Source organism: Pantoea sp. B566, assembly GCF_024793925.1.
In the GTDB taxonomy this organism is placed as follows: domain Bacteria; phylum Pseudomonadota; class Gammaproteobacteria; order Enterobacterales; family Enterobacteriaceae; genus Pantoea; species Pantoea ananatis.
The window spans coordinates 1593247-1617917 of sequence record NZ_JANUQL010000003.1; the positions used below are offsets into that span (position 1 = coordinate 1593247).

General features: G+C 49.9%; 20 protein-coding genes and 1 other RNA gene. 17 read left to right on the plus strand and 4 right to left on the minus strand.

The features are described 5' to 3' along the window. From ssrA to NYE92_RS09025, 4 genes are all read left to right on the plus strand, one after another. Positions 1 to 363: a transfer-messenger RNA gene (ssrA, locus tag NYE92_RS09010) on the plus strand. A gap of 168 nt (positions 364 to 531) precedes the next feature. Continuing rightward, positions 532 to 1758: an integrase domain-containing protein gene (locus NYE92_RS09015; protein WP_116584729.1), complete on the plus strand. Its 1227-nt coding sequence runs from the start codon at positions 532 to 534 to the stop codon at positions 1756 to 1758. After that, a complete protein-coding gene (locus NYE92_RS09020; protein ID WP_116584730.1) occupies positions 1758 to 2879 on the plus strand; it encodes an SIR2 family protein in 1122 nt (373 codons plus the stop codon). The genes NYE92_RS09015 and NYE92_RS09020 overlap by 1 nt, the downstream gene beginning before the upstream one ends. Beyond that, positions 2867 to 4639, plus strand: coding sequence for an ATP-binding protein (locus NYE92_RS09025; RefSeq protein ID WP_116584731.1), 1773 nt, complete (start codon positions 2867 to 2869; stop codon positions 4637 to 4639). The genes NYE92_RS09020 and NYE92_RS09025 overlap by 13 nt, the downstream gene beginning before the upstream one ends. A 336-nt stretch (positions 4640 to 4975) precedes the next feature. Here the strand turns inward: NYE92_RS09025 and NYE92_RS09030 are convergent. Both NYE92_RS09030 and NYE92_RS09035 read right to left on the minus strand, forming a co-directional pair. Next, a protein-coding gene (locus NYE92_RS09030) for an IS3 family transposase (RefSeq protein ID WP_152552407.1) occupies positions 4976 to 6087 on the minus strand; the annotation gives its coding sequence in 2 pieces (ribosomal slippage) (positions 4976 to 5826 and positions 5826 to 6087; 1113 coding nt in all). Positions 6088 to 6286: 199 nt separating this feature from the next. After that, positions 6287 to 7102: a DUF5677 domain-containing protein gene (locus NYE92_RS09035; RefSeq protein ID WP_116585209.1), complete on the minus strand. Its 816-nt coding sequence runs from the start codon at positions 7100 to 7102 to the stop codon at positions 6287 to 6289. A 96-nt stretch (positions 7103 to 7198) separates the two neighbouring features. Here NYE92_RS09035 and NYE92_RS09040 point away from each other — a divergent pair, with 96 nt between their 5' ends. From NYE92_RS09040 to NYE92_RS09075, 8 genes are all read left to right on the plus strand, one after another. Continuing rightward, positions 7199 to 7381: a hypothetical protein gene (locus NYE92_RS09040; protein WP_165836223.1), complete on the plus strand. Its 183-nt coding sequence runs from the start codon at positions 7199 to 7201 to the stop codon at positions 7379 to 7381. Between the two features lie 729 nt (positions 7382 to 8110). Further along, on the plus strand, positions 8111 to 8728 hold the full coding sequence (locus tag NYE92_RS09045; RefSeq protein ID WP_105087359.1) for a TetR/AcrR family transcriptional regulator: 618 nt from the start codon (positions 8111 to 8113) through the stop codon (positions 8726 to 8728). 164 nt (positions 8729 to 8892) lie between these two features. Beyond that, positions 8893 to 9789, plus strand: a complete 897-nt coding sequence (locus NYE92_RS09050) for an alpha/beta fold hydrolase (RefSeq protein WP_014594362.1) — start codon at positions 8893 to 8895, stop codon at positions 9787 to 9789. Positions 9790 to 10524: 735 nt separating this feature from the next. Beyond that, a complete protein-coding gene (locus tag NYE92_RS09055; protein ID WP_243408641.1) occupies positions 10525 to 12672 on the plus strand; it encodes a TonB-dependent receptor domain-containing protein in 2148 nt (715 codons plus the stop codon). Between the two features lie 230 nt (positions 12673 to 12902). After that, the gene (locus NYE92_RS09060; RefSeq protein ID WP_014594364.1) at positions 12903 to 13847 is read left to right on the plus strand and encodes a siderophore ABC transporter substrate-binding protein; all 945 of its coding nucleotides are present in this window, start codon (positions 12903 to 12905) and stop codon (positions 13845 to 13847) included. After that, complete coding sequence (locus NYE92_RS09065; RefSeq protein WP_024471336.1) at positions 13844 to 14803, plus strand: ABC transporter permease; 960 nt, start codon at positions 13844 to 13846, stop codon at positions 14801 to 14803. The genes NYE92_RS09060 and NYE92_RS09065 overlap by 4 nt, the downstream gene beginning before the upstream one ends. Beyond that, on the plus strand, positions 14793 to 15785 hold the full coding sequence (locus NYE92_RS09070; protein ID WP_013026820.1) for an iron chelate uptake ABC transporter family permease subunit: 993 nt from the start codon (positions 14793 to 14795) through the stop codon (positions 15783 to 15785). The genes NYE92_RS09065 and NYE92_RS09070 overlap by 11 nt, the downstream gene beginning before the upstream one ends. Next, entirely contained in the window at positions 15782 to 16540 is a 759-nt protein-coding gene (locus NYE92_RS09075) for an ABC transporter ATP-binding protein (RefSeq protein ID WP_024471338.1), read from the plus strand. Before NYE92_RS09070 ends, NYE92_RS09075 begins: the two co-directional genes overlap by 4 nt. Positions 16541 to 16660: 120 nt before the next feature. Here NYE92_RS09075 and NYE92_RS09080 read toward each other — a convergent pair whose 3' ends face one another. Continuing rightward, entirely contained in the window at positions 16661 to 17377 is a 717-nt protein-coding gene (locus NYE92_RS09080; protein ID WP_029570517.1) for an IclR family transcriptional regulator, read from the minus strand. 175 nt (positions 17378 to 17552) lie between these two features. Here NYE92_RS09080 and NYE92_RS09085 point away from each other — a divergent pair, with 175 nt between their 5' ends. The 4 genes from NYE92_RS09085 to NYE92_RS09100 are packed head-to-tail and all read left to right on the plus strand — an operon-like array spanning position 17553 to position 21503. Then, positions 17553 to 18245, plus strand: coding sequence for a diguanylate cyclase (locus NYE92_RS09085; protein WP_029570518.1), 693 nt, complete (start codon positions 17553 to 17555; stop codon positions 18243 to 18245). Then, positions 18245 to 19183, plus strand: coding sequence for an NAD(P)-dependent oxidoreductase (locus tag NYE92_RS09090; protein ID WP_072404136.1), 939 nt, complete (start codon positions 18245 to 18247; stop codon positions 19181 to 19183). The genes NYE92_RS09085 and NYE92_RS09090 overlap by 1 nt, the downstream gene beginning before the upstream one ends. Continuing rightward, positions 19180 to 20112, plus strand: a complete 933-nt coding sequence (locus NYE92_RS09095) for an SMP-30/gluconolactonase/LRE family protein (RefSeq protein WP_019106120.1) — start codon at positions 19180 to 19182, stop codon at positions 20110 to 20112. Before NYE92_RS09090 ends, NYE92_RS09095 begins: the two co-directional genes overlap by 4 nt. Before the next feature lie 38 nt (positions 20113 to 20150). Further along, positions 20151 to 21503, plus strand: a complete 1353-nt coding sequence (locus tag NYE92_RS09100) for an MFS transporter (RefSeq protein WP_072138239.1) — start codon at positions 20151 to 20153, stop codon at positions 21501 to 21503. Positions 21504 to 21626: 123 nt separating this feature from the next. On the opposite strand, the gene NYE92_RS09105 is transcribed toward NYE92_RS09100, so the two are convergent. Beyond that, the gene (locus NYE92_RS09105; RefSeq protein ID WP_259018878.1) at positions 21627 to 22967 is read right to left on the minus strand and encodes an MFS transporter; all 1341 of its coding nucleotides are present in this window, start codon (positions 22965 to 22967) and stop codon (positions 21627 to 21629) included. A 911-nt stretch (positions 22968 to 23878) separates the two neighbouring features. On the opposite strand from NYE92_RS09105, the gene NYE92_RS09110 reads away from it, so the two are divergent. Then, entirely contained in the window at positions 23879 to 24547 is a 669-nt protein-coding gene (locus NYE92_RS09110; protein WP_259018879.1) for an ATP-dependent Clp protease proteolytic subunit, read from the plus strand. The last annotated feature ends 124 nt before the right edge of the window (positions 24548 to 24671 follow it).

A 24671-nucleotide genomic window follows, 5' to 3' on the forward strand; every position in this document is an offset into this window, starting at 1 on the left:
GGGGCTGATTCTGGATTCGACGGGATTGTGAAGCCTTAGGAGCATGCCGAGGGGCGGTTGGCCTCGTAAAAAGCCGCAAAAAAATAGTCGCAAACGACGAAAACTACGCACTAGCAGCTTAATAACCTGCTTAGAGCCCTCTCTCCCTAGCCTCCGCTCTTAGGACGGGGATCAAGAGAGGTCAAACCCAAAAGAGATCGCGTGGATGCCTTGCCTGGGGTTGAAGCGTTAAACTGAATCAGGCTAGTCTGTTAGTGGCGTGTCTGTCCGCAGCTGACCGGCGAATGTAAAGACTGTACTAAGCATGTAGTGCCGACGGTGTAGTAATTTCGGACGCGGGTTCAACTCCCGCCAGCTCCACCAAAATTCTTTCGCGGCGATACCAGAATTGTCCGCTGAAGTACTGAAAGCCCGCACGGTGAAAGCCCTGTGGGCTTTTTTGTGTCTGTAATCTTCCGTGTGGATCTGCCTAAATCCAGAGATAATTGGTACACGAGTTAGTTCACGCTAGAAGGTGGGCCAAAAACGTGTATTAACTATGCATGGAAACCATTCAGGACGCGGATCACACGCCACCTTACCAATAACGAAATCCTCAAAGCCAAACCTCAAGAGAAAGACTTCACACTGCATGATGGTGACGGCCTTTTCCTGCTCATTAAAACGTCAGGTAAGAAGCTATGGCGTTTTCGCTACCAGCGGCCAGCAAGTAGCAGCCGTACAAATCTTAGTCTTGGCTCATACCCTGCCCTAACACTCGCTGTCGCACGCCAAATGCACGACCGATATATGTCGCTGCTTGCGCAAGGGATCGACCCGCAGAAGCAGCAAGAGAAAGTATCGGAACAACGCCAAATCGAGCTGGAAAGTATTTTTTTGGTTATTGCCGGAAGGTGGTTTCAACTTAAGAGCAAAAGCGTTACCGTGAATTGTGCGAAGGATATTTGGCGATCGTTGGAGAAAGACATCTTCCTTTCTATCGGTGAGATTCCTGTTCAAACGCTTAAGGCTAGAACGATTGTAGAGGCCCTAGAGCCGATTAAAGCTCGCGGGGCACTAGAAACAGTTCGCCGCTTGGTTCAGCGTATTAACGAGATCATGATTTATGCCGTTAATACCGGTTTGATTGATGCTAATCCTGCTTCTGGGGTTGGAATGGCTTTTGAAAAACCGAAGAAACTTAACATGCCTACGTTAAGACCTGAAGAATTGCCCAAGTTAATGCGCTCGTTAACTATGTCGAATTTGTCAGTTTCGACTCGCTGTCTAATTGAATGGCAACTTCTGACACTTGTTCGACCTTCTGAAGCTGCTGGGGCGAGATGTAAGGAAATCGATTTTGATGCGAAATTATGGACAATTCCAGCGGAGCGCATGAAAGCCCAACGTTTACATATCGTTCCCCTTTCTTCTCAAGCTATGTATATTCTTGATGTGATGAAATCAATCAGCAACCACAGAGAGCATGTATTCCCTAGCAGGAATGATCCCAAACAGCCAATGAACAGCCAGACTGCTAATGCTGCTTTAAAGAGAATTGGATTTGGAGGAAAGCTCGTTGCTCATGGTTTACGTTCGATAGCGAGTACAGCTATGAATGAAGCAGGACTAAATCCAGATGTGATAGAGTCAGCATTAGCGCACATAGATAGAAATGAAGTTCGTAGAGCTTATAACCGTTCAATCTATTTAGAGCAAAGAATTGAATTAATGAATTGGTGGGGAAAACAAGTTAATAAACATAAGGTGCATAACTAATGGATAAAGAATTCCCTTGTAAAGCTTCAAATATCTATGACAAGAACATTAATTTTTTGTTTGGTTCTGGAGCATCTGCTGCATACATACCAACTTTATGGTTAAGCAATAATGTAACATACGAAACATTACTCACGCATGATGATATCAAAGGACAGACGAATTTAGAAAACTACATATTAAGCTTTTATTATAACAATATAATCGAAAAAACCTTCTGCATTAAGCCTGAACCAACTCCAATTAACTATTCTAAAACATTAAATGATTATAATAAATTCTTATATGAACTAGTTTCTTTATTGGAAAGAAAAGGCTCACATCAAATAAAAAGGGGCAATATTTTCACTACAAATTACGATCTTTTTTTTGAAACAGCCGCAGATAATATTCTTAACAAAAAGAGTTTCTACTTCAATGATGGAGCATTAGGCTTTAAAGAGCGAAACCTAAATATTAGCAACTTCCATTTATCACATTGGCATCAAGGAACACACGATTTATATAAACAAGAAATTCCAACAATAAACATTATAAAAATGCATGGTTCAGTATCATGGAATAAAAAAGATCAACAAAAAATAAATATTCAATACCCCAAGACAGCGCCAGAAAAAATAACTTTAGAATGCGATAAAAAAATACAAGACTTCACCACATGTCTTTGTGAAACAGACGAAGACCTTTCTGATTATTTAGCGCTTTGCCAAGAGGATATTGATAGCCTTGCTGATTTCAGAGTTGAGTACAACAGATTAGCTATAGTAAGTCCTACAAAAGAAAAGTTTTCAGAAACTGTTTTTCAGCAACATTATTACCAAAGTCTGAGATTATTAAGCTATGAACTTGAGAAACCTCAAACAGTATTGATCTGTTTTGGCTTTTCATTTCAAGATGAGCATATTTTAGAAATAATAAAACGTTCACTTAGCAACCCAACATTGAAAATTTTTGTTTTTTGTTACAGTAAAAATAGCAAACAATCAATAAATGAGACAATCAATGACTCAAGAATAACATACATATATCCCAAAAGTGATGCTCATAACATTTCCCTCGATGTATTTATAGATAGGATTTTCACTTCTGACAATGGAGACTGGATCTCATGGACGGACTAAATGTTGGTTATGTCACCCAAGTAAAAGGAACTATGGTTGTTGCTAAAGTGGATCATGCTTTGTATCAATCCACCTATTTTCATCATGGTAAAATACTTCGAGGAATAGCTATTAACGAATTCGTTCTAATTCGGAAAGGCTATCAAGACATAGTTGGAAAAATAATAGGTGAGGAAATCATTGAAAACGTCAACATTAGAAAAGATGAATTAGAACAAAAGAAATATGATAGATTCATTGAATTAAGTATATTAGGGTATTTCTTTGAAGATCATTTTTATTCGGGCATAAAATTCCTCCCGATGATAAATGACCAGCTTTATTTAATATCAGATGAGAACATTTCTGAGATTTACAATTTTAGTAAAAATAAAAACACCCCCCTAATAAATATAGGGAAATCAATTCTTGAAGAGTTACCAATCAGCATTCCAATTAATGGTGTATTCAACTCTCATATAGGTATTTTTGGTAACACCGGTAGTGGGAAATCTAACACTTTAGCTAAACTTTACCACTCACTCATTTCACTTGTCAGAGATAACGTCGATTTTAAGAACAAGTCAAAAGTAACTCTCATCGATTTCAATGGCGAATATGGTACCCTGGCTAACTCATTCCCCGACATAACCGACACTAAAACGTTAAACACGAAAAACCCACAAGACAAACTGCATTTTACCGAAAGTGAGTTTTGGGATGATGAGTTGTTATCTGTTCTCTTTTCAGCAACTGAAAAAACTCAAAAACCATTTCTAACTCACCTAGTCAGAAATAAAAATGATTACGACGACGACCTCGGTAACTATCTTAAAAGAACAATATCCATCATGTTCGGGACAAATCAACATAGAGAAACAATAAATTTACTTAGAGGCCTAATACCATTTTTTGAAGAAAGAGATCAGAAATCAATAATTGATGAATTAGCTAATTTTTCCTGGCACTCAACTCAAAATAAATACGACCATCCCAATAGGTGGATAAACACCCCTGAAGATGCCATAGCTCATTTGAGCACCACATATAATAGTTCACTTACAGCCAACTCCGTTTTTGATGAGATATTTATACGATCAACATTGCAACTAATAAATTCGGTATCGAAAAACTACGTTCAATATGAACACATATCACCACTAATTAATAAAATAACAGCAACCGGACCATCATTATCCAAGGTAATTGAAGTAACACAATTAAGAGAAGAACGCTTTCCAATTTCAATTATATCTTTAAAGAACTGTAATCAATCAACAAAAAAAACCATTCCTATGATGATTGCAAAATGTTCTTTCTTAGACCACAAATCAACAGATAATGATTGCGAAAGTTTCCATTTAATTATTGATGAGGCTCACAATATATTATCTGAAACCTCGACTAGAGAAGCTGAAAGCTGGAAAGACTATAGGTTAGAGCTATTCGAAGAAATAATAAAAGAAGGAAGAAAGTTTGGATACTTTGTAACCATTTCAAGCCAACGTCCTTTTGATATTTCACCAACCATTATCTCTCAGTTACATAATTATTTTATACATCGATTAGTAAATGAGAATGATCTATTTCTTTTAAAAAATACGTTAAGTACTCTTGATGCGGCATCAAGATCATTAATTCCTACACTTCCCCCTGGTGCATGCATCGTTTCAGGAACTGCTTTCCATACTCCTTTGATTGTTCAAATGGAAAGACTGACTGAAGATATGGCTCCACAAAGTGACACGTTAAATCTTGAAACTCTGTGGGGACTTTCATAGACGCGCGCAATGCTATCCCCGCCACGCCTGCCCGCTTTATGCATCGTTTTTCATGCAAGTGCATTGAGTGGGCTAGGCCGCGCCCTATATGGCCTGAATGCAGGAAAGCGGTAAATGATTTTGGATGCAGATCCATGCACGCTATGCATGCACGGCTCTTTACAAAGCGGCTCGCCATAGAAAAGGCTTCATGAAGACAAAGGTCAGGAATAAAAAAGCCGCTGGTTGTGCAGCGGCAGTGTGAGAGCTCAATGTATCTGGCGGAATGAAGAACCATAACGGCCGAGCGTCTGGCGTTTTCTTGCTGGTGCCGGTGATGGTGTAAGCACACCCGTTTTAGTTCCACGCACTTTTTGAGGTTTCCGGTTTTTCGGCCATCAGCCGGTACTCCTCCGGCGTCAGGTTATTCAGGGATTCATGAGGCCGCTCGCTGTTGTATTCCATCAGCCAGCGACTTGTGATTTCCCGAGCTTCATTCAGCGTTCTGAACAGGTAAAAATCCAGGATTTCTGTTCGGTACGTCCGGTTAAACCGTTCGATAAAGGCGTTCTGCGTTGGTTTTCCCGGCTTGATAAATTCCAGCATCACTCTATGCTCTTCAGCCCACTGTGCCAGCGTCAGTGAGACCAGTTCTGGTCCGTTGTCCATCCGCAGTTTCAGTGGATAACCCCGGTTTGCCACGATTCTGTCCAGCACCCTGACCACCCGCTGTGCCGGGATATTCAGATCGATTTCTATGGCGAGGGCCTCGCGGTTAAAGTCATCAACCACATTAAAGGTCCGGAAGCGTCTGCCGCAGACCAGCGCATCATGCATAAAATCGATGGACCAGCTCTGGTTAAGCGCTTCCGGCGTAGCCAGTCGCGCCGGGTTACGTGCGGGTAAACGCTGTTTTCCCTTGCGACGAAAATTCAGTTTCAGCAGGCAGTAAATCCGGTGAACGCGTTTATGGTTCCAGGTGTTACCCTGCCTGCGCAGCAGCTGGAACAGCTTTTTGAAGCCGTATCGCGGGTAGCGCTCTGCCAGCTCAGTCAGCACCTGGATCACCGGTTCATCACGCCGGGTATCGGGCTGGTAAAAACAGACCGTCCTGCTCAGCGATAACGTCCTGCAGGCCTGGCGAATGCTCATGGTAAATTGCGCAGTCAGGTAACCGACGAGCTCACGCTTTATCGCTGGTTTTAAAGCTTTTTTTCGATGACTTCTTTAAGTGCCCGGCATTCAAGGCTGAGATCAGCAAACATCTGTTTGAGGCGACGGTTTTCATCCTCCAGGTCTTTCATCTTTTTTATATCAGAGGCTTCCATACCGCCAAACTTCGCTTTCCAGTTGTAATAGCTGGCTTCAGAGATACCGGCTTCACGGCAGACATCCTTAACGGTACGTCCGGCTTCGACGGACTTCAGAACGGCAATGATCTGGTGTTCGGTGAATCGGGCTTTACGCATGGTGATCTCCTCACAGGACATAATCAGTATGTCGGAAGATCTCTAAAAGTGAATGGTTCGTTTAAGCGGGATACTTACACAGCTCTGATTCTGTGAGGCACTTGGCGCGCATCTGGCTGTAGAGGCTTGTAACCATCCAGTAATGGTTTTTTAAAACTCCTCCATTACAGTTTAAAATTAGAAAAATTATTGTACTTTTTTATAAACGACCATGATCATACGATTCATGCTGAGCTATAGCTTTCTGAAGCTGTTCAAATGCATGTTCAATCCTTTGAGATTCGCAATTAACTTTTAAAATATTACAGATTCTTGTGAGGCCTTCAGTTCTAAGGCCCACAGCTATAAGATAGTTGTATGTTGCTAACCTGCGCCTTTCCATTTCCGCATCTTTTACTAATTTTTCAAGATCATCACCAAACAAGGCTGCATTTTCATAAAACATTATCAAATTTGCTATATCATCTGAGAAGCTGTGCACGGAATCACATAGTGGAGCATAGAAAGCGTGGTAATGATTTTCCCATCCCAAACATTCAAATAACTTCCTTCCATTTGGATATCGCTCGGTGTTGGGCCATCGCTCATCAAAATCAGCTAATGCAATTTGGCCATTTCTTCTCCGAGCTATAGCTCCTGGGTTAGACCATCCCTTTGATTCAAGAAAAGCTATCCAGTTCTCACCATTTTTTTTAGTAAGTTGCTTACTACTTCTTAGTAAGGCTCGGGAGCGTTCGCCTTCATCGCCAGCAATATAAAGTTGATTTGCAGCCTGTTCAATAATGACTCTAGTCTGGGCTTCCGCTGAAGAATAAGCTCCTGCAAGAATCAAGTTTCCAGCTTGAGTGCACAGTTCATTCAATATTCTAAAATAGTGAAAGACCATTAACTCCTGTGTTTGGCTCTTGAAGGTGTTGAACATTTTATCTTTCAGAAAGCTCAGTTCGCCCTCACAAACTCTGTTTAGGTTCAATGCGACCTCAGCATCCTTTTTCAAGTCGATTATCTTACTCATCCATGAACTCGCGCTTAAAAGTTAAAAATAATATAGTCTTTTTTATACCTACAACATAGATATTTCAAATCCCTTTTGCATTACAGGAACGTCTTAATGCTTCGTGCAATTTCCTTTGAGCAGAGCCTTAATCTGACCGATATGTGCCAGCGCTTTTTCAACGCTTACTGGCGCTACAACATTTTCAATCTGAACGATGGGCGCTGGAATGCACTCGCCTGCCTTAATCCGTTTGGCCATCTTACTCAACTCAATACGGCATTTTCCACGCAGCTCTGACTCGCTTAGGCAATCGGCGCGCATCTGGCTTTACAGGCTTGTGACCATCCAGTAATGGGTGTTTTCCTGCCATGGATAAGCCTCAGGGGAGCTGGCGGGAGAAAGTCCCACAACCTCAATATAAAAATAAAGTAGCCAAAGGCCGGTGATGGTCATTGCCCCGCAGCCAAAGATATCACCCATCCCCCAGCAGACAATATTGCGCGTTTTGACTTACCTTGTTGCCTCAACTGTCCTCGTCATATTTCGCATCTCTTCTGTCAGCCAACAGGAAGCTGCACAATAGAAGAGGTGAAAATTTTGCGTAATCATCACGACGCCGCTTTTTTTAAAAACTGAGAGCAAAGCGAGGAAAACCGCATCAATGAAATTGATAACGTGATACAGCTGACGATATTGCACCTTAAGTGAAAAGCTAATGCGATAAAGGCCCGCATTTTACGCACGTGTAAAGGCAAAATAGCGTGCATCATCACATATAAAGCGAGAAGCAAGGCGGATTTGTGAATGCCGCGGCAAGCTTTACATCCTGAGGTAATTTCGCCGATGGCGCGGGAAAATGATGCTTTGATAAAAACGACCAACCAGCAATGTCTCTCATTTTTCCTGAACACATCGCAGAAGTGCTAACCCACCGCCTCCCAAAACCCCCTCCCTCTTCCTCCCCTTGACAGCCTCCCCCTCCATGATCTAAAAAGGAAACGATCACTTCCTAATTGGAGATTAGCTATGAAATCCCCTTCCCACACCGGCAGTGCGCAATCCTCTGCGGGCCGACCACGTGCTTTTAACGAAGCGCAATTTCTGGATGGGGCCATCAGGCTATTTCGCGATCGTGGTTTCAGTGACGTCAGCATCAGCGACATCACCGCAGCGACCAACCTCAGTACAGGCAGCGTTTACAAGGCTTATAAAGACAAACAGGGCGTTTTTGCTATGGCGCTTGAACGGTATGTGTTTCTTCGTGAAGAGCACATAAAAACCCGGCTGGAAAAGGCCACGACAGCTAAAGATAAGCTTGCTGAACTGCTGCGTGACTACGTTGAGCTCAGTCAGGGGAAAGAGGGCAAGCTGGGCTGCATGGTGGTGGCTGGTGTCACTAACGTCGACCAGCTCGGCGCTGCAGCCACCAGCCTGGAAAAACAGCTGGCAAAGCGGCGCAGCAACATTGCGGAATTGATCAAAAGCGGAAAGCAAGATGGCTCTATTGCCGCGACCACCAACGAAGCCGCCGCTGCCGAGGTGATTCTGGCGTTGCTTCAGGGAATGCGCGTCATCGGTAAAGCCTCAACCCTCACCGACGATGCTGAGCGTTTTGTGGCTCAGGCGTTGAAGGTTCTGGCGTAACGCATGATTGTTGAAGCCGCACTCGCCGGGGCGATATTGCTGTTGCAGCGGACTTCATGACTCATCTGGTCCATGCACCTGGTTCACCATTTTAAGCGGCGGATGATTACACCGCGCCATGGCGGCGGTAAGCCGGTAGTGTACTTTTACTTTAGGAAAACCCTATGTCTGCTCTCATGCTCCCTGCTGCACCCGATGGTTTTAGTCACCATTTTTCCCGGATAGAAGGTCTGCGCTTTCACTATGTCACGGGCGGTCGTGAGGATGGCTTTCCGCTGGTGTTGCTGGCCGGCTTTCCCGAAAGCTGGTTTGCATGGCGACATGTCATGCTGCCTCTGGCTGATCAATACCGAATTATCGCCGTTGATTTGCCGGGCCAGGGCGACACCGATAAGCCGCTTTCCGGCTACGACACTCAAACGGTTGCCACGCGGCTGCATGCCTTTATCGATTCACTCGGTTTAGGATCGTACTTTCTTGCCGCACACGACGTCGGTGCCTGGGTAGCCTTTACCTACGCGATGTTATATGGCGAGGAAATACGGGCGCTGACGTTGATGGATGCCGGTATTCCGGGCATATCATTACCGGATAAACTGCCGTCGGCTTCTGACAAATCCTGGAAAACATGGCACTTTGCCTTTCATGCCGTAGCGGATCTTCCTGAAGCCTTGCTGGCAGGCCGTGAGCGCATTTATCTGGAATGGTTTTTTCGCGAGAAAGCCGCTAACCACAGCTGTTATGGCGAGACTGAACTGAGCGAATATGAGCGCTTGCTTAAAACGCCGGGGGGCTTACGCGCGGGGCTGGCGTTTTACAGAGCGCTGTCTCAGTCGGCCGCGCAAAATGCGGAGCTGGTCAGGCAGGGGCGACTGGTCATGCCGGTACTGGGGCTGTCCGCCGATCAAGGCTCGATTGCAGATATGGCGGCGACGTTGAAAGCCTATGGCGATGATATACACGGCCAGCACATCGCCAACTGCGGGCACTTCCAGCCGGAGGAACAGCCCGAAGCCACTGCCAACGCCCTGGCCGCGTTTTTTGGCCAGTACAGGCATTAGATCAGTCTCTGTCCGTGGATAACAAAACCATCTGCACAGTTTTGCTGGCCGTTCGGTGTGGACAATAAAAGGTGAATGCGCCATCCGAACGCCGCGTCCCTTTTCTCTGAGAGCCGCGGAGTATCAAAGGCGCGTTGACGTCACAAACGTGTCTGAGGATTGAGCATCCCCGGAACACGTTTGAGCGGATGCGCCCGCAATCCACTGCAATATTCCCACCGCCTCTGAATACGATATTCATCATTATTCTGAATAAAAGATTCGCCTGATTTTCCAGTTTCCCGCAGATTACGCGTTACCTGCACCGCAACTCCGGCCTGATCATCGTTAAAATATAAATAAAACGCTTATTGAAAGTTAATAACCAAGCCAGAAATTGTTAACTGCCTGTATATATCTTCTGATACAAAGAAGAGAATATCTAATATTTAAGCGTGACTTATAGACAACTCATTATTCAAGCCAGTGTTAATGAAAATTTAAATTTAGCCAAAGACAATCCCAAAACCGTGCAGTCTTAATCAGTTAGCTCAGGCGCATTTGTGGCACCCTGGTATTCTTACGACGCTTGCTGGCAATTTAATTCTTTAAAAAAACCACTCAGTTTCATGACGGATTTATTTTTCCGGCAATTGATAATGATTATTGAGTTGATTCCCATTTGCATATGGAATTATGATTTCTTTCGCTCAGGGATATATCAACTGGATGACAATCGTTAAAGGATTAATCGTTATGATGCCGTTGAAAAAAATCACTCGCCATATTACCACGAGTTTATTGGTTCCCGCTGTTGGCATGATCTCCCCCGCTCTGGCTGAGTCTGACAGGAATGAAGACAGTGAAGATGTCATGGTGGTAACGGCATCGGCGATTGAACAGCGACTGAAAGATGCCCCTGCATCAATCTCTGTTATCACCGCAGAACAGCTGGAAAGAGACATTGGTAAATCCGCCACGGACCTTGCCGATATTCTTGAACGTGTCGCAGGCGTGACCAAAGCCATTGGCACAGACGTCAGTTCCGGTATTCAACTGCGCGGTATGCCCGCGGCTTATACGCTGTTATTGGTTGACGGTAAACGCATCGGCTCAAGTAACGGTATTAAAAGCACCCAGCAAAACTATTTCGACGATATTAACTGGATCCCCGTGGATGCGATTGAACGCATTGAAGTGGTCAGGGGGCCCATGTCCGCGCTCTATGGTTCGGATGCAATGGGCGGAGTCGTGAATATTATCACAAAGAAAAATAGCGATACCTGGCACGGCGCATTAACGGCAGGCACCCGACGGCCGCAGGATCGCAACCGGGGCAATACCCAGACCTGGACAGGCAGCATTGGTGGTCCGCTGGGCCATGGATTTGATTTGCGTGTTAACGGGTCGTGGAACAAGCGCGAAGCGGATAAAAGCGAAACCGACACGTTGCGTTGGGGAAGCGGCCAGGAAGGCCGCAAAAATGAAAATTACGGCGCAGAACTCGGCTGGGATATCACCCCTCATCAGCGCATCGCCGTTTCCACTCAGCAGGGAACCGAGCGAGGTATTCCCGGTGAATCCATGGATGGCAGTGAAATTGCGCTGCGCGGTGTGGATAAACTTGAACGTGAAAATTATGCGCTCGATTATCGCGGTATTTTTGATTTCGGCACGGCAAAGCTGAACGTTTATCAAAATAAATTTAAAAACTGGGTAACCGATATTCCGGTGATTTCTGGCGGAGCGGTGACGGGCAGTCAGGATGTGGCGCTGTGGAATCAAGAACGCATTGTTGAAGGCGATATTAACCTGCCATTTGAATTCGGTTTACCACATAACCTGACTGTCGGCGCACAGTGGAAAAAAGAAGAACTGAACAACCCTCGCTCTGTTGGCGTGGTGGCGGACGCCTCCAGCAGCTATGGCAAACATCACGCTCAGGCCAAAAGTACCGGCCTGTTTGTCGAAGATCAAATCGACCTGCTGGATACTGTTTCACTGACGCTGGGCCTGCGCAAAGATAATACCGATTACGGTAACAGGACAACGCCACGCGCCTATCTGGTTTGGCAGGCCACGGATACGCTGACGTTAAAAGGGGGATATTCAGAAGGTTTTAAAGCACCCAGCGTGCGCCAGGCAAGCAAAGGCTTTATTGAATCCTCCAAAGGCGCTGGATGTAACGGCTATGCCGATTACCACGGCGGCGGCTGTTACACGATGGGCAGCGATAAACTCAAGCCTGAAACGTCACAAAACTGGGAAGTGGGCGCGATCTTCGATTATGAAGGATGGAGCGCGGGGCTGACGTTCTTCGACAGCCGCTTCAAAGACAAAATCGCCTCTGCGCCTGTTGGCTATTTACCCGGTGATACCTCAGGCCGCTACTGGCTTGAACGCGTCAATCTTGATACGGCGCGAACTCAGGGCCTGGAAGGCAATGTGACCCTTCCCCTGATTTCAGAAGAAATGGGCCCCTGGATGAAGCGCCTGTCGCTGAGTAATACGTTCACGCGAATGCTCAAAGCCGAAGATTCTCTGGGCGTGATGCTCGTGACAACGCCAACGCTCGCCACGTGGTCCTCCCTTGACTGGCAGGTCAATGACGATATCAGCCTTTCATTTACCGCAAAATACTACGGAAAGATGCTGGGGCTGAACAGCAGCGCAGACCAGGCGGCGAGAGGCAATACCGCGACGGCACGTATCCGCAATGCCTACATGATTTATGGTCTGTCAGGACAATACAGGGCAACGAAAAACCTTAAGTTTAATGTCGGGCTGGACAATCTTTTTGATAAAAACCCTGTCTCTGACCATCCGTCCTCCAGCGGGGTTTCAGGCAACAACTACGCGGTTCCCGGCCGCACAATGTATGCCTCAATAACGGCGTCATTCTGATCGCCTCACTGATGCTCTCACGCCGCCCCGTCAATGGCGCCGTCACAGGATGATTTATCTGAGCGAGCATGGGATGGACAGAGAGCAGCCTGAACAGTAACTGGCCCGGCATCACGTTTTATGCATTGCGACCGCTGCGTGATACAGGCGCGTAGAGCAGGTATTCAGAACTGCATATAACCCAAAACCACTGACCTTATACGGACCCTAACCACGCGCAAGGAGAACACATGCGTTTCCCGTTTCTGTCGATTTTATTGCCCCTGGCCTGGGTACTGACGGTTTTGCCTCCGGCATCTGCTGGTGAAGCACCAACGGTCAGGGTAGCGCATCTGCAGGGAACCACGACGCTGCCGCAGCATCCTCAACGCGTGGTGATCCTCAATCCGTCCACGCTGGATATTGCCGATGCATTAGGCATTACACCGGCGGGCGTCCCGCAAGCCGGTTTCACCTATCCGGCGCATCTGGCTAAATATAATGGTCAGGGCTATTTCAATGCCGGAACGCTGTTTGAGCCCGCCTATGAAGCCTTAAGCGCCGCCGCACCGGAGGCGATCTTTGCCGGTGGCAGAGCCCTGGCGGCCTACAACAAACTCAGCGGTATCGCCCCCACCGTTTCTCTGGATATTGACCCGCATGATTTCATGCAAAGCCTGACGCAGCGCACGACGCAACTGGGGGAAATCTTTGGCAAACAGGCGCAGGCAACAGCCGTTTTAACCGCATTTAACGCGCAGATTGCAGACCTTCGCCCCCTCGCCGCCCGGTCGGGAAGCGCCATGATGTTAATGGTTAACGGCGGCAAACTCAGCGCCTATACGCCGCACTCCCGCTTTGGTTTTATTTTTGATGTGCTGCAGTTCAAGCCTGCACTCTCTCTGCCCAATGCCAGCAAACATGGCAATGCTATTTCGCCCGAGTTGATCATGCAGGCGAATCCCGACTGGCTGTTCGTTCTGGACCGTGACAGCGCCATCGGCAGTAAAGAAGGCCTGTCGGCCCGTCAGGTTCTGGATAATCCGCTGGTGCGCCGCACCACCGCATGGAAAAAGCAGCAGATTATCTGGCTGGATTCCGCCTCGCTGTATATTGCTGGCGGGATCCAGAGCTACAGCCTCATGATGAGCCAGATCAAACAGCAACTGCTCGCTGCCAGAGAGCAGCCTGAATGAAATATGGGGCTTATCTCATCGGCCTGGGGCTGCTGTCTACGCTGGTTATGCTGAGCTTAGTCACGGGCGTAACGCGCGTGTCATTAATCGACCTGTGGCACGATGCCGAGATGCGGGAAATTCTGTTTGTCAGCCGCTTTCCACGTACCGTCGCGCTGGTGCTTGCCGGTAGCGCGATGAGCGTGGCGGGCCAGATCATGCAGATGCTGACGCAGAACCGCTTTGTTGAGCCCTCTGTGGTGGGTACAACCCAGTCCGCAAGCCTGGGGCTTCTGCTGGTGATGGTCTGGTATCCGGCGGCGCCCGTTATCGTCAAAATGTGCATCGCCTCCCTGTTTGCGCTGGCCGGTACGGTGCTGTTTATGCTGCTCATTCAGCGCATCCGGCAGAAAAGCGCGTTTATTGTGCCGCTGGCTGGCATCATGCTGGGCGCCGTTTTCAGCTCGGTAACGACATTTTTGGGGATGCAGTTTGATATCCTGCAGTCGCTAGGCAGTTGGGAATCCGGTGACTTTTCCAGTGTGATGCAGGGACGCTATGAACTGATCTGGATTGTCGGAATGATTACCCTGCTGGCGGCCCTGATTGCCGATCGCTTCACGGTGGCCGGTCTGGGCCAGGACTTCTCGGTTAACGTCGGGCTGAACTATCGCCAGATCCAGTTAACGGGGATGGCGATGATCGCCATTGTCAGCGGCGTGGTGATCGTTGTCGTCGGTGTCCTGCCTTTCCTGGGGTTGGTTGTGCCGAATATTGTCAGCATGATTTTCGGCGATAACCTGCGCCGCACCGTGCCCTGGGTCGCGATGACAGGTGCCATACTGGTTTTGAGCTGCGATATCCTGGGGCGGCTGATTATTTATCCCTTTGAAGTCCCGGTCAGTGCTTTACTCGGCGTACTGGGCGCGGCGGTTTTTCTGGTGCTGATTATCAGAGGAAGGCGCTATGGCAACTGATCTGTCACCGCTGTCCCGCTCCCTGAAAAACGTCTCCTCGCCCGTCTGGCGAATCAGCCTGTTAGCCCTGCTTGCGGTCATTGTTTCCCTTGTCTTTATGACCTTGCATCTGCAGGGAAATATCAGCTACGTGTTGAAACATCGGGGGCAGATTTTATTCACCATCGTGCTGGTCGCCTTTGCATCCGGCATCAGTACGCTGCTTTTTCAAACCATCACGCAAAATCGCATTTTGTCGCCCTCGGTCATGGGCCTTGAGGCGCTTTTTGTGTTTATCCAAACCCTGCTGGTGTTTTTTGTTCAGCTTTCGCAACTGAGCCAGGTGGGAAGTATGGTGCCGTTTCTTGGCGAAACGGCACTGTTGATGATCTTTGCCACGCTGCTCTATCGCTGGCTATTTAACCGCAGTGGGCTGGATCTTCACCGGGTACTGTTAACGGGCCTGGTGTTTGGCACCCTCTTTCGCAGCCTTTCGGGTCTGATGCAACGTTTACTCTCCCCTGGCGAATTCGCGGTGCTGCAAAGCCGGATGTTTGCCACTTTTACCCATGCTGACCCGGCGGTGCTGGCCCTTTCGGCCGTGCTGATTGCTGCAATCACGATTATCGTCTGGCGCATACGGCACCGCCTGGACGTTATTGCATTAGGGCGCAATAGCGCGACGGCACTTGGTGTCCCTTTTCAGCGTTATGTCACCGGTCTGTTGCTGTTGGTTTCGCTCCTGGTGGCAATTTCAACTGCGCTGGTCGGGCCGATGACATTTCTGGGGCTATTGGTGGTCAACCTTGCCTGGCCCGTGGTGGGATCGTGGCGTCATCGCTACCTGCTACCGGGAACTGTGCTGATTGGCATCATCATGCTGACGGGCGGACAGTTAATCCTGGAGCAGGTGTTTAACATGGCGGGAACGCTGTCCGTCATTATTGAATTTTTAGGCGGTGGACTGTTTATTTACCTGATTCTGAAAAAGGTGGCGACGTGATTGAAGTTGTGAATGTGAATAAGGTATACGGCCCGTTATCTGTCCTTAAAAACATCAACGAAACCCTGCCCTCATCAGGCATTACCTCAATCATCGGGCCCAATGGGGCAGGCAAATCAACCTTGCTGTCGGTGATTAGCCGCCTGTTGAAGCCCGACAGCGGTGAGGTCAGAATCGATTCGCTCATCGTCAATGAAGCGCACAGCGAGAAGCTGGCGCGAATTATGTCGGTACTGCGGCAGGAAAATCAGGTCACCAGCCGGCTCTCGGTGTACGATCTGGTGAGTTTCGGTCGCTATCCCTATTCCAAAGGGCGCATCACGGAAAACGATAAGCATCATATCCATCAGGCACTGTATTTTCTGGATTTGCTTCCGCTTGCTGAACGTTATCTTGATGAACTCTCGGGAGGCCAGCGACAGCGCGCTTTTGTCGCGATGGTGCTGTGTCAAAATACAAAATACGTGCTGCTGGATGAGCCGCTGAATAATCTGGATATGAAACACAGCGTGACCATGATGAAGCAGCTACGGCGCGCCGCTGACGAGCTGGGAAAATCCATCATCCTGGTTATCCATGATATTAACTTCGCCTCGACGTATTCAGACCATATTATCGCCATGAAGAACGGTGCGGTTTTTTTTCGCGGCACGCCGGCTGATATGATGAAACCCGATCTTATTGAGCGCCTTTTTGAAATACCTGTCGCGGTTGAAACCGTGGCGGGACAGCACATTGCGGTCTACTACCGTTAACCTTGCGCACCGGGCGAAACGCCGGTGGTTATGCCATCGGCGCTTTCAGTCAACCTGCGGGCCAACGCGTGCATGTAGAGCCTGTGGCTGTATTTATGCACGCGTTCAGCAACAGGTTTTTTACGCGTTGTGTGCGTAAACAACATCACAGAACGCTTTTCTCGCGCCGAGTTGAGCGGAAAGTCTGGCTGCGGACTCTCGCATCAGTTCTCCCAATCCCGCCTCTTTGCGATCCAGCGTTAACCGTGATGATGGGCCGGTTAACGCCAGGGCTGCGGCTAACTTATCCCCTTCGCCAAACACCGGGATGGCAAAGGCGGCAGTATGGGGATCGCGCGCGCCCGAGGTATAGAGCGGTAAATCCGGTGCGTCGTCAAACAAGGTTTCGCCCATCCCCCAGTGACGCAGCACCTGACCAATGGCGGAGTTGTCCAGCGGATACAACGAGCCCGGCAGTCGCGTATGCCGTAAGCCATCTGAGGATTCGGCACGAAAGACACAAAGACGCTGGCCGCTATCAATCACATACCAGCTGGCACTTTCCTTTGTAGCTGAGGCCAGCGTTTGCAGTTCGGGCTGAACCACGCTGGCCAGATGAAACGACTGTTCATAGAGCTTGCCCAGATAAAGCAGCCTTGGCCCCAGGGTGTAAATGCCGTTCTCCCTTCTGACCACGTAACTCATACGTTCCAGCGAATTCATCAGTCGATAAACGGTGGTTTTGTGGTAGCCCGAAAGCTGCGACAGCGTCGTCAGGGACAGGCTTTCTTCGCCTGGCTTAAAACAATCCAGCAAGGCCAGCGCCTTCTCTACCGCATTAACGCCTTCGTTTCCCATTTCGCTTCTCCTGATTTTTGCTGGCACCGAGTGTACCCGAAACTGTGAGTCACATCTTGTTTACATAACAAACAAGCTCGCAACACTGGCGCCGTGGTCAGTGTCACCGATATAGTTATTTCATTATGTACAACACAGTTTTACTCTGTAAAACACGAAACCTGTGAGGTGACCCATGTCCGCGAACGAAAAACCGATGATCAACCGAAACGTAACGCGAGTCAGCAGTGATTATGTCAGACGTGCCGCTGAATTTCAGGCCGCGATTATTGCGGATGTCGCGGGCAGACGCGGCACGCTGCATGGCCGTATCAAACCGCTGGGCACACATATGAAAGTGGCCGGGCCGGCGGTAACAGTGGAAGTGCGCCCGGGTGATAACCTGGCGATCCATGCTGCGCTGGCGGTGGCCAAACCCGGCGATGTCATCGTCGTGGATGGCAAGGGCGATATCAGCTGCGCGCTGTTAGGCGAAATCATGGCAACCCAGGCCGAAGCATCCGGCATTGCCGGGATTATCATCGATGGTGCGGTCAGGGATGCGGACGCACTGAGCACGCATACCTATCCCGTTTTCTCGGCCGGGCTCAATCCCTGTGGCCCGACGAAGTTCATTCCTGGTCGCGTGAATTACCCGGTTTCTGTTGCCGGCGCCACGATTAACGCGGGCGATCTGGTGGTGGGTGATATCGATGGCGTGGTGGTGGTGCCACGCGATGAAGTAGAAGTGGTATTGGAGCTCGCGGCGAAAAAACTGGATATGGAAACCCGCCGTATTGCGGCGATCAAAGCGGGAGACAAAAGGCCAGGCTGGTTGAACGGTGCCCTGCGTGCAGCGGGCATGTTAGCGGAAGGGGAGGAACTGTGATGCGTAAAAAGGACACTGTCATCATTACCGGCGCAGACATCACTCCCGCCGCGCTCGCGATGCTGGAGGATTATGAGGTGGTCTTTGCGGGCACTAAGCCGTCAGAAGACGATCTGGTTGCGCTTTGTGAGCAGCACAATCCGGTCGGGATTGTGGTGCGCTATGGAAAAATTAACGCCCGCATCATGGATGCAGCGCCTGCCCTGCGCGTGATCTCCAAGCATGGCAGCGGCATTGACGTTATCGATCAAACGGCGGCGGCCAAACGAAACATCAGCGTCCAGTCTGCGCCCGGTGCCAATGCGGCAGCGGTGGCAGAACATACCTGGGCCATGATTCTGGCCTGCACCAAATCCCTGATCCCGCTGGATCGCCGGATGCGTGACGGCCACTGGGATAAATCCACCCACAAGTCGCTTGAACTTGAAGGCCGGACGCTTGGACTGATTGGCCTGGGCGCGATTGGCGGCCGGGTGGCGGACATTGGTCGGGTGTTTGGCATGCAGGTGATAGCTTACGATCCCTGGGCGAAAACGCTGCCCGCAGGCTGTGAGCAGGTGGACGATTTAGCCACGCTGTATGCGCGCGCAGATATTGTGTCGCTGCACTGTCCGCTGACCGCGCAAAACAGCAAGATGATCAATGACCAGGCTCTGGCACAGTTCAAACCCGGCGCCGTGCTGGTGAATACCGCGCGCGGTGGACTGATTGATGATGATGCCCTGATTCGTGCTCTTAACAGCGGCAGACTCAGCGGCGCGGCGCTGGACAGCTTTACCGTTGAGCCGCTGACTGCGCCGCACATCTGGCAGAAGGTGGAAAACGTCATCATTACGCCGCACATCGGCGGCGTGAGTGATAATTCTTACGTGAAAATGGGCACGGCCTCCGTAACCAATCTGCTTAAAGTATTAGCGCAAAAGGAAGCCACCGTATGATGTGCCTGACCACACCGGAGGTCAGGCAGACATCGGTTTTTACCCGGTTGCCCGACCGCTTCCGCGCACCTGACCGTCACAATGCCTGGGCCACCGCGAATCGCGGCGGCCAGCTTACCGACTCTTTTCTTGAAGGGCCGGTCTGGCATCCTTCGGGCTGTCTTTACCTGACCGACATTCCCTATGGCCGGATATTCCGCGTTGATATGGCAGGCAACTGGGACATCGTCGTGCAATACGATGGCGAACCCAACGGCATGAAACTTGTCGGTCCGGAGACGCTTCTGATTACGGACTATCGTCACGGGTTAATGAAGCTCTGTCTCAAAACGCAAAAAATCACGCCGTGGCTGTCGCGCCGTAACAGCGAGAGTTTTCGCGGCGTGAACGATTTAACGCCCGACAGCCGGGGGAACCTCTATTTCACCGATCAGGGGCAAACCGGGCTGCACGATCCCACAGGACGGGTTTATCGGCTCAGCGAGGATGGACGGCTGGATATTCTGCTGGATAACTGCCCAAGCCCAAACGGGCTGGTGCTGTCGCCAGACGAAAAAGTGCTGTATGTCGCAATGACGCGCGGCAATGCGATCTGGCGCGTGCCGCTTCAGCGCGATGGTTCAGTCAGCAAGGTCGGTCAGTATTTTACCTCGCACGGCCCCAGCGGTCCCGATGGATTAGCCATGAACGCGCACGGCGAGCTGCTGATTGCCAACCCTGGCCTGGGCCGCGTCTGGCTGCTGAACGATCTGGCTGAGCCCGCAGAAATTCTCACCAGTCCCGCCGGACGCTCCACCACCAATCTCTGTTTTGGTGGCGAAAATTTACAGCAGCTGTTTATTACCGAATCGGTCAGCGGCAGCATTCTTACCTGTTCAATGAAAACACCAGGCCATCCACTGCCCTTCCTGTCCACCGATTTTCTCTGAGAACAACACTGCGTTTTCTGAACGCAGCGGAGGCAACCATGAATCTGCATTCTGTAAGCACTGGCTCACCTGTTGAGCCAGCAGCCGTGTCTGCATCCCATGAAGACATGAATCAAACGGATTTTGAACAAAGCGAACGGGCGGCGGCTAAAGCGTTCCGCCGTATCCTGCCTTTTATTTTCATCTGCTACGTGGTCAGTTATCTGGATCGCACCAATGTCAGCTTCGCCGCACTGGGCATGAACACCGATCTGGGCATCACGGCTGAGCAGTTCGGGTTTGGTGCCGGGATGTTTTTCATCGGCTATTTTCTGTTTGAGGTGCCCAGTAACCTGATTATGCAAAAAGTGGGGGCTCGTATCTGGATCGCCCGCATCATGATCTCATGGGGCATCATCTCCATGGCGACCGCCTTCGTTACCGGGCCGGTCAGCTTTGCCTTTGCCCGTTTTTGCCTGGGCGTGGCTGAAGCAGGCTTTACACCGGGTATTTATCTGTTCTTCACCTACTGGTTTCCCGGAAGCTGGCGCGCAAAAATCACGGCGGCATTTTTAGTCGGCATCCCCGTGGCGAATATCATCGGGGCGCCCTTATCCGGCATGTTGATGCAAATCACCGGGCATGAGCACATTCGTAACTGGCAATGGTTGCTGCTGCTGGAAGGGTTTCCGGCCGTTATCCTCGGCGTCCTGTGCCTGTTCTTCCTCAACGATCGCCCGGCAAAGGCCAACTGGCTGAGCGAGGCGGAAAAAACGTTGCTGAGCCGACGACTGGCAAACGAGCAGCAGCAAATTGAAAGGGCGCACGGTGCCAGCCTGCGTGACGCGCTGCGCAATCCCCTGCTTTACCTGCTGGCTTTCATTAATTTTTGCGGCATTGTCGGTTCTATTGGCGTGGGCCTGTGGATGCCGCAGATCATCAAGCAGATTGGCGTGAGCCATACCGCCACGGGTTTTCTGACCGCGCTACCTTATGTTTGTGGTGCCTTCAGCATGCTGTTCTGGGCGCAGCGGGCCAATGCCTCCGGCCACCGCATTCGCTGGATCAGCGCTGCGCTGGTTATCGCCGCCATCGCGCTGGCCTGCAGCGCCGTCGTGAATGAGCCGGTGGTGAAGATGCTTGCGCTCTGTTTTACCGTCAGCGGCATTCTGGCTTTTCAGGCGTCATTCTGGGCACTGCCTTCGGGTTTTCTCACAGGAAGCGCGGCCGCAGGCGGATTAGCCATGATTGTTTCTGTCGGCAATCTGGGAGGATTTGTCGGGCCTTCGCTTATTGGCTATGTGCGTCAGACAAGCGGGGGTTTTATGTGGGCGCTGCTGGCAGTTTCCGCCGTGTTGCTGATTGGCGCGTTTACCGTAGCGTTAATCAAAGATCCTTACCGCAAAGCATAGTCATCCCCTCCCCTGAGGCGCTCCGGCGCCTTTACCTTTTCCTGTTAAGCCTTATTCCGCCATGTCATCGGCTACAAAAAAAAGCGCCCGCAGGCGCTTTACTGGTTTTTCAGGTTGAACCCACTATTTGCTTGCCGGTGACAGGCTCTGATCAACCTCGATTTTTGCGGCGCTTTTGCGGCCCATGATCAGCACCGCGATACCGCCCGCCGCGCAGAGTACCGCCAGTGGCACCATCGCCAGCGCATGGCTGCCGGTTTGCTCATTGATAATGCCGTAGACGTTGACCATCAGGCCACCACCAATCAGATTCGCCATTGCGCCGATAGCCGCTAAGCCCGCCGCTGCGGTGGTAGAAGACATCCAGCCGGACGCCAGCGCCCAGAACGGGCCTTTCATGGAGTAAGCACCAATCAGAACCAGCGACAGAATCACCACGCTTCCCGCCAGCGACTGCGTAAGGAAGGCAGAGAGCAGCCCACCCGCGATCAGGAAAAGCGTTAACGCGGTATGCCAGCGGCGTTCGCCCGTGCGGTCAGAGCTACGTCCCCAGACAATCATCAACACCGACGCCAGGCCATAAGGAATCGCGTTGACCAGCCCGGTGGTGAAGTTGTCGAGTCCAAACGACTTAAGCAACTGCGGCGACCAGACGCTCAATGTAGAACCGGCAGCCGAAGCCCCTGCGTAAATCAGCGCCATCACCCAGATATGTTTATGCCGCAGAAGCTGCCACAACGAAATATGACCAATCACTTTACGTTTTGCGTTCTCTTCAGCCAGCGTGGTGCTGAGCCAGTTGCGCTGATCTTCGGTTAACCAGGTCGCATTTTCAGGGCGATTGCTTAACAGGAAAAAGGCGGCGACGCCTAAAAGCACGGCTGGAATGCCTTCTAAAATAAACAGCCAGTGCCAGCCGCGTAACCCGAACCAGCCATCCAGCGAGAGTATTGCGCCCGAGATCGGTGAACCAATGAAGTTTGCCGCCGGAATGGCCACCATAAACGTCGCGATGACGCGGGCGCGGTACTTACTGGGGATCCAGTAGGTCAAATACAGGATAACGCCGGGAAAAAACCCCGCCTCGGCAGCACCCAGCAAGAAGCGCAGGAAATAGAGCATTTCAGCGCTTGAAACAAAGGCGGTGCAGACGGATACGATGCCCCACGTCACCATAATGCGAGATATCCAAATCTTTGCGCCAATCTTTTGCATCGCTAAGTTGCTGGGCACTTCAAACAGAAAATAGCCGACAAAAAACAGACTGCTTGCCAGACCAAATACCGCTTTGGACAGGCCGAGATCCTCGTTCATTTGCAACGCCGCCATTCCGATGTTGCCCCGGTCAATGATAGCGATCAGATAGCAGACGATCAGGAAGGGAAGGATCCGTCTTATCACGCGTTTTACGGTCTGCTGTTCGATATCGGAGGTTAATGCGCCATTCGGCATCTTTTCAGACATGGTGTTCCTCGCAGAATTGTCATGGTTTTACGCCTGGATACATCGCTTGTTTTACTCTGTAAAACCGTGGTGTACAAAGTACACTCATTATCTGGTCAAACTTTTTCCGCCGCAGGTAAATGTTATGAGGTTGTGTTATTTGTCACAAAAAGGTATCAGCATAAGCGGCGATATGTGACGCTGGAGGAGTTTTTACGCTTTTAAACGGGAGCGATGTTGGAGAAATGCGACAGTCAAAATATCAGCAGAGACCGGCAAGGCTGGCGTTCGGCAGAGTCGCCTGATGGATGATGTGGCAGCGTCGGCTGCCGACGAGAAAGAGGCCAGGAAATCAGGTTTTGCCTGCCGCAGCAGTAACAATTTAAAAAAGGCATCTTATCAGTTTCATTTTGCGCCTTAATACACCGCCCTTAAAAACGTGATGTCGCGCGAAGGTCTCTTCATGTTTTCACTGCACGCGAGCGCAGACAGGCGAAAATACACCCAGGATAAGGCGCGAATCGATGACCTGACCGACACTGACAGCGTTTTGTGTTGAGAGCGCCTTCAGTGCACGCGTCGAACGTGCCTGGTCAACGCATTCACGGTCATCCGGCAATCACCCGACAGCTGGATTATCCTCCATGCGCCGCCATTTGCTTTCAGGTGACAGCACTCCGTTCAGAGGCGCAGGTGTTCACTGATAACAGGTTTCGCGATATTCAAAACAGTGTTAAGCATCAGGTATTCCGAGATTCACGCTATTACTATCGCGAGGAAAAAAAATTCGCCCCCTAACGATTAAAAATGCCTGATAAATAATAATGTGAAATATATTAAAGGGTAACAAAGCCCTGCAAATAACCAATCGGCATTGCATAAAATCCCTGTGGCTGATAAGAAATGAAAAAAAACGGAGGGATGATTCAACTATGAAATATAACGCTTTGATAGCGGCCCTGTTTATTACGATCAGTACACCCTCTTTGGCTGCTATCAACAGAGTCGTTGACGTCAAACGCCCGCCAAACACGGTGAAGTCCGTAAAGGTGTTTTTCACCGGCGTGGTCACGCTTAATAAGGTGATGTCGCTTTCATCCGTGCTCGATGAGATCGGTCAGAATTATAAATCAGCCACGCAGGTGCTGCTCTATATCAGCAGCCCCGGTGGTGACATTGATGCCGGGAAAATTGGTTATCAGGTCGTTAAAAACTCCCCCATTCCCGTTACGACCGTGAACGCCTCCTCCGTCGAGTCCTCGGCGACGATGATCTACTGCGGCGCACAAAAGAGGCAGGTTATGGGTGACAGCATTTTCTTATTGCATGCGCCAACCGTTGGAAACGCGCCGCGTAGCAATGTCAGTGAAAATATGCTGGACGAGAAAACCGAATTTACCAGCAGATACCGGAACGTGATAAAAACGATTTATCAGTCCTGTACCCACCTCACTGACGAGCAGATTGAAAAGATCACCTACAGTGAAGATAACCATAAGCTGCTGGACAACAAGCAGGCATTAGCCACGGGCATCGCCACAGGCGAAATGACCGATTTTCAGCCTGCTGATGCCGCATATTATATTCATGATAATGACTAAAGGATGATGAAGAGGGGCAGAGCCTGCAAGTCAGACAAGGTTCGAGCCGTTGGATGATAACACCACTCACTTACCCTTGCTGTGCAGGGGGTTTTGTTGAAAAGGGTGCACAGCGTATGCACCC

Coding starts and splice junctions, on each gene's coding strand:
- NYE92_RS09020 (WP_116584730.1), top strand. CDS start 1,758: ATGGATAAAGAATTCCCTTGTAAAGCTTCAAATATCTATGACAAGAAC.
- NYE92_RS09025 (WP_116584731.1), top strand. CDS start 2,867: ATGGACGGACTAAATGTTGGTTATGTCACCCAAGTAAAAGGAACTATG.
- NYE92_RS09035 (WP_116585209.1), bottom strand. CDS start 7,102: ATGAGTAAGATAATCGACTTGAAAAAGGATGCTGAGGTCGCATTGAAC.
- NYE92_RS09040 (WP_165836223.1), top strand. CDS start 7,199: ATGCTTCGTGCAATTTCCTTTGAGCAGAGCCTTAATCTGACCGATATG.
- NYE92_RS09045 (WP_105087359.1), top strand. CDS start 8,111: ATGAAATCCCCTTCCCACACCGGCAGTGCGCAATCCTCTGCGGGCCGA.
- NYE92_RS09050 (WP_014594362.1), top strand. CDS start 8,893: ATGTCTGCTCTCATGCTCCCTGCTGCACCCGATGGTTTTAGTCACCAT.
- NYE92_RS09055 (WP_243408641.1), top strand. CDS start 10,525: ATGATGCCGTTGAAAAAAATCACTCGCCATATTACCACGAGTTTATTG.
- NYE92_RS09060 (WP_014594364.1), top strand. CDS start 12,903: ATGCGTTTCCCGTTTCTGTCGATTTTATTGCCCCTGGCCTGGGTACTG.
- NYE92_RS09065 (WP_024471336.1), top strand. CDS start 13,844: ATGAAATATGGGGCTTATCTCATCGGCCTGGGGCTGCTGTCTACGCTG.
- NYE92_RS09070 (WP_013026820.1), top strand. CDS start 14,793: ATGGCAACTGATCTGTCACCGCTGTCCCGCTCCCTGAAAAACGTCTCC.
- NYE92_RS09080 (WP_029570517.1), bottom strand. CDS start 17,377: ATGGGAAACGAAGGCGTTAATGCGGTAGAGAAGGCGCTGGCCTTGCTG.
- NYE92_RS09085 (WP_029570518.1), top strand. CDS start 17,553: ATGTCCGCGAACGAAAAACCGATGATCAACCGAAACGTAACGCGAGTC.
- NYE92_RS09090 (WP_072404136.1), top strand. CDS start 18,245: ATGCGTAAAAAGGACACTGTCATCATTACCGGCGCAGACATCACTCCC.
- NYE92_RS09095 (WP_019106120.1), top strand. CDS start 19,180: ATGATGTGCCTGACCACACCGGAGGTCAGGCAGACATCGGTTTTTACC.
- NYE92_RS09100 (WP_072138239.1), top strand. CDS start 20,151: ATGAATCTGCATTCTGTAAGCACTGGCTCACCTGTTGAGCCAGCAGCC.
- NYE92_RS09105 (WP_259018878.1), bottom strand. CDS start 22,967: ATGTCTGAAAAGATGCCGAATGGCGCATTAACCTCCGATATCGAACAG.
- NYE92_RS09110 (WP_259018879.1), top strand. CDS start 23,879: ATGAAATATAACGCTTTGATAGCGGCCCTGTTTATTACGATCAGTACA.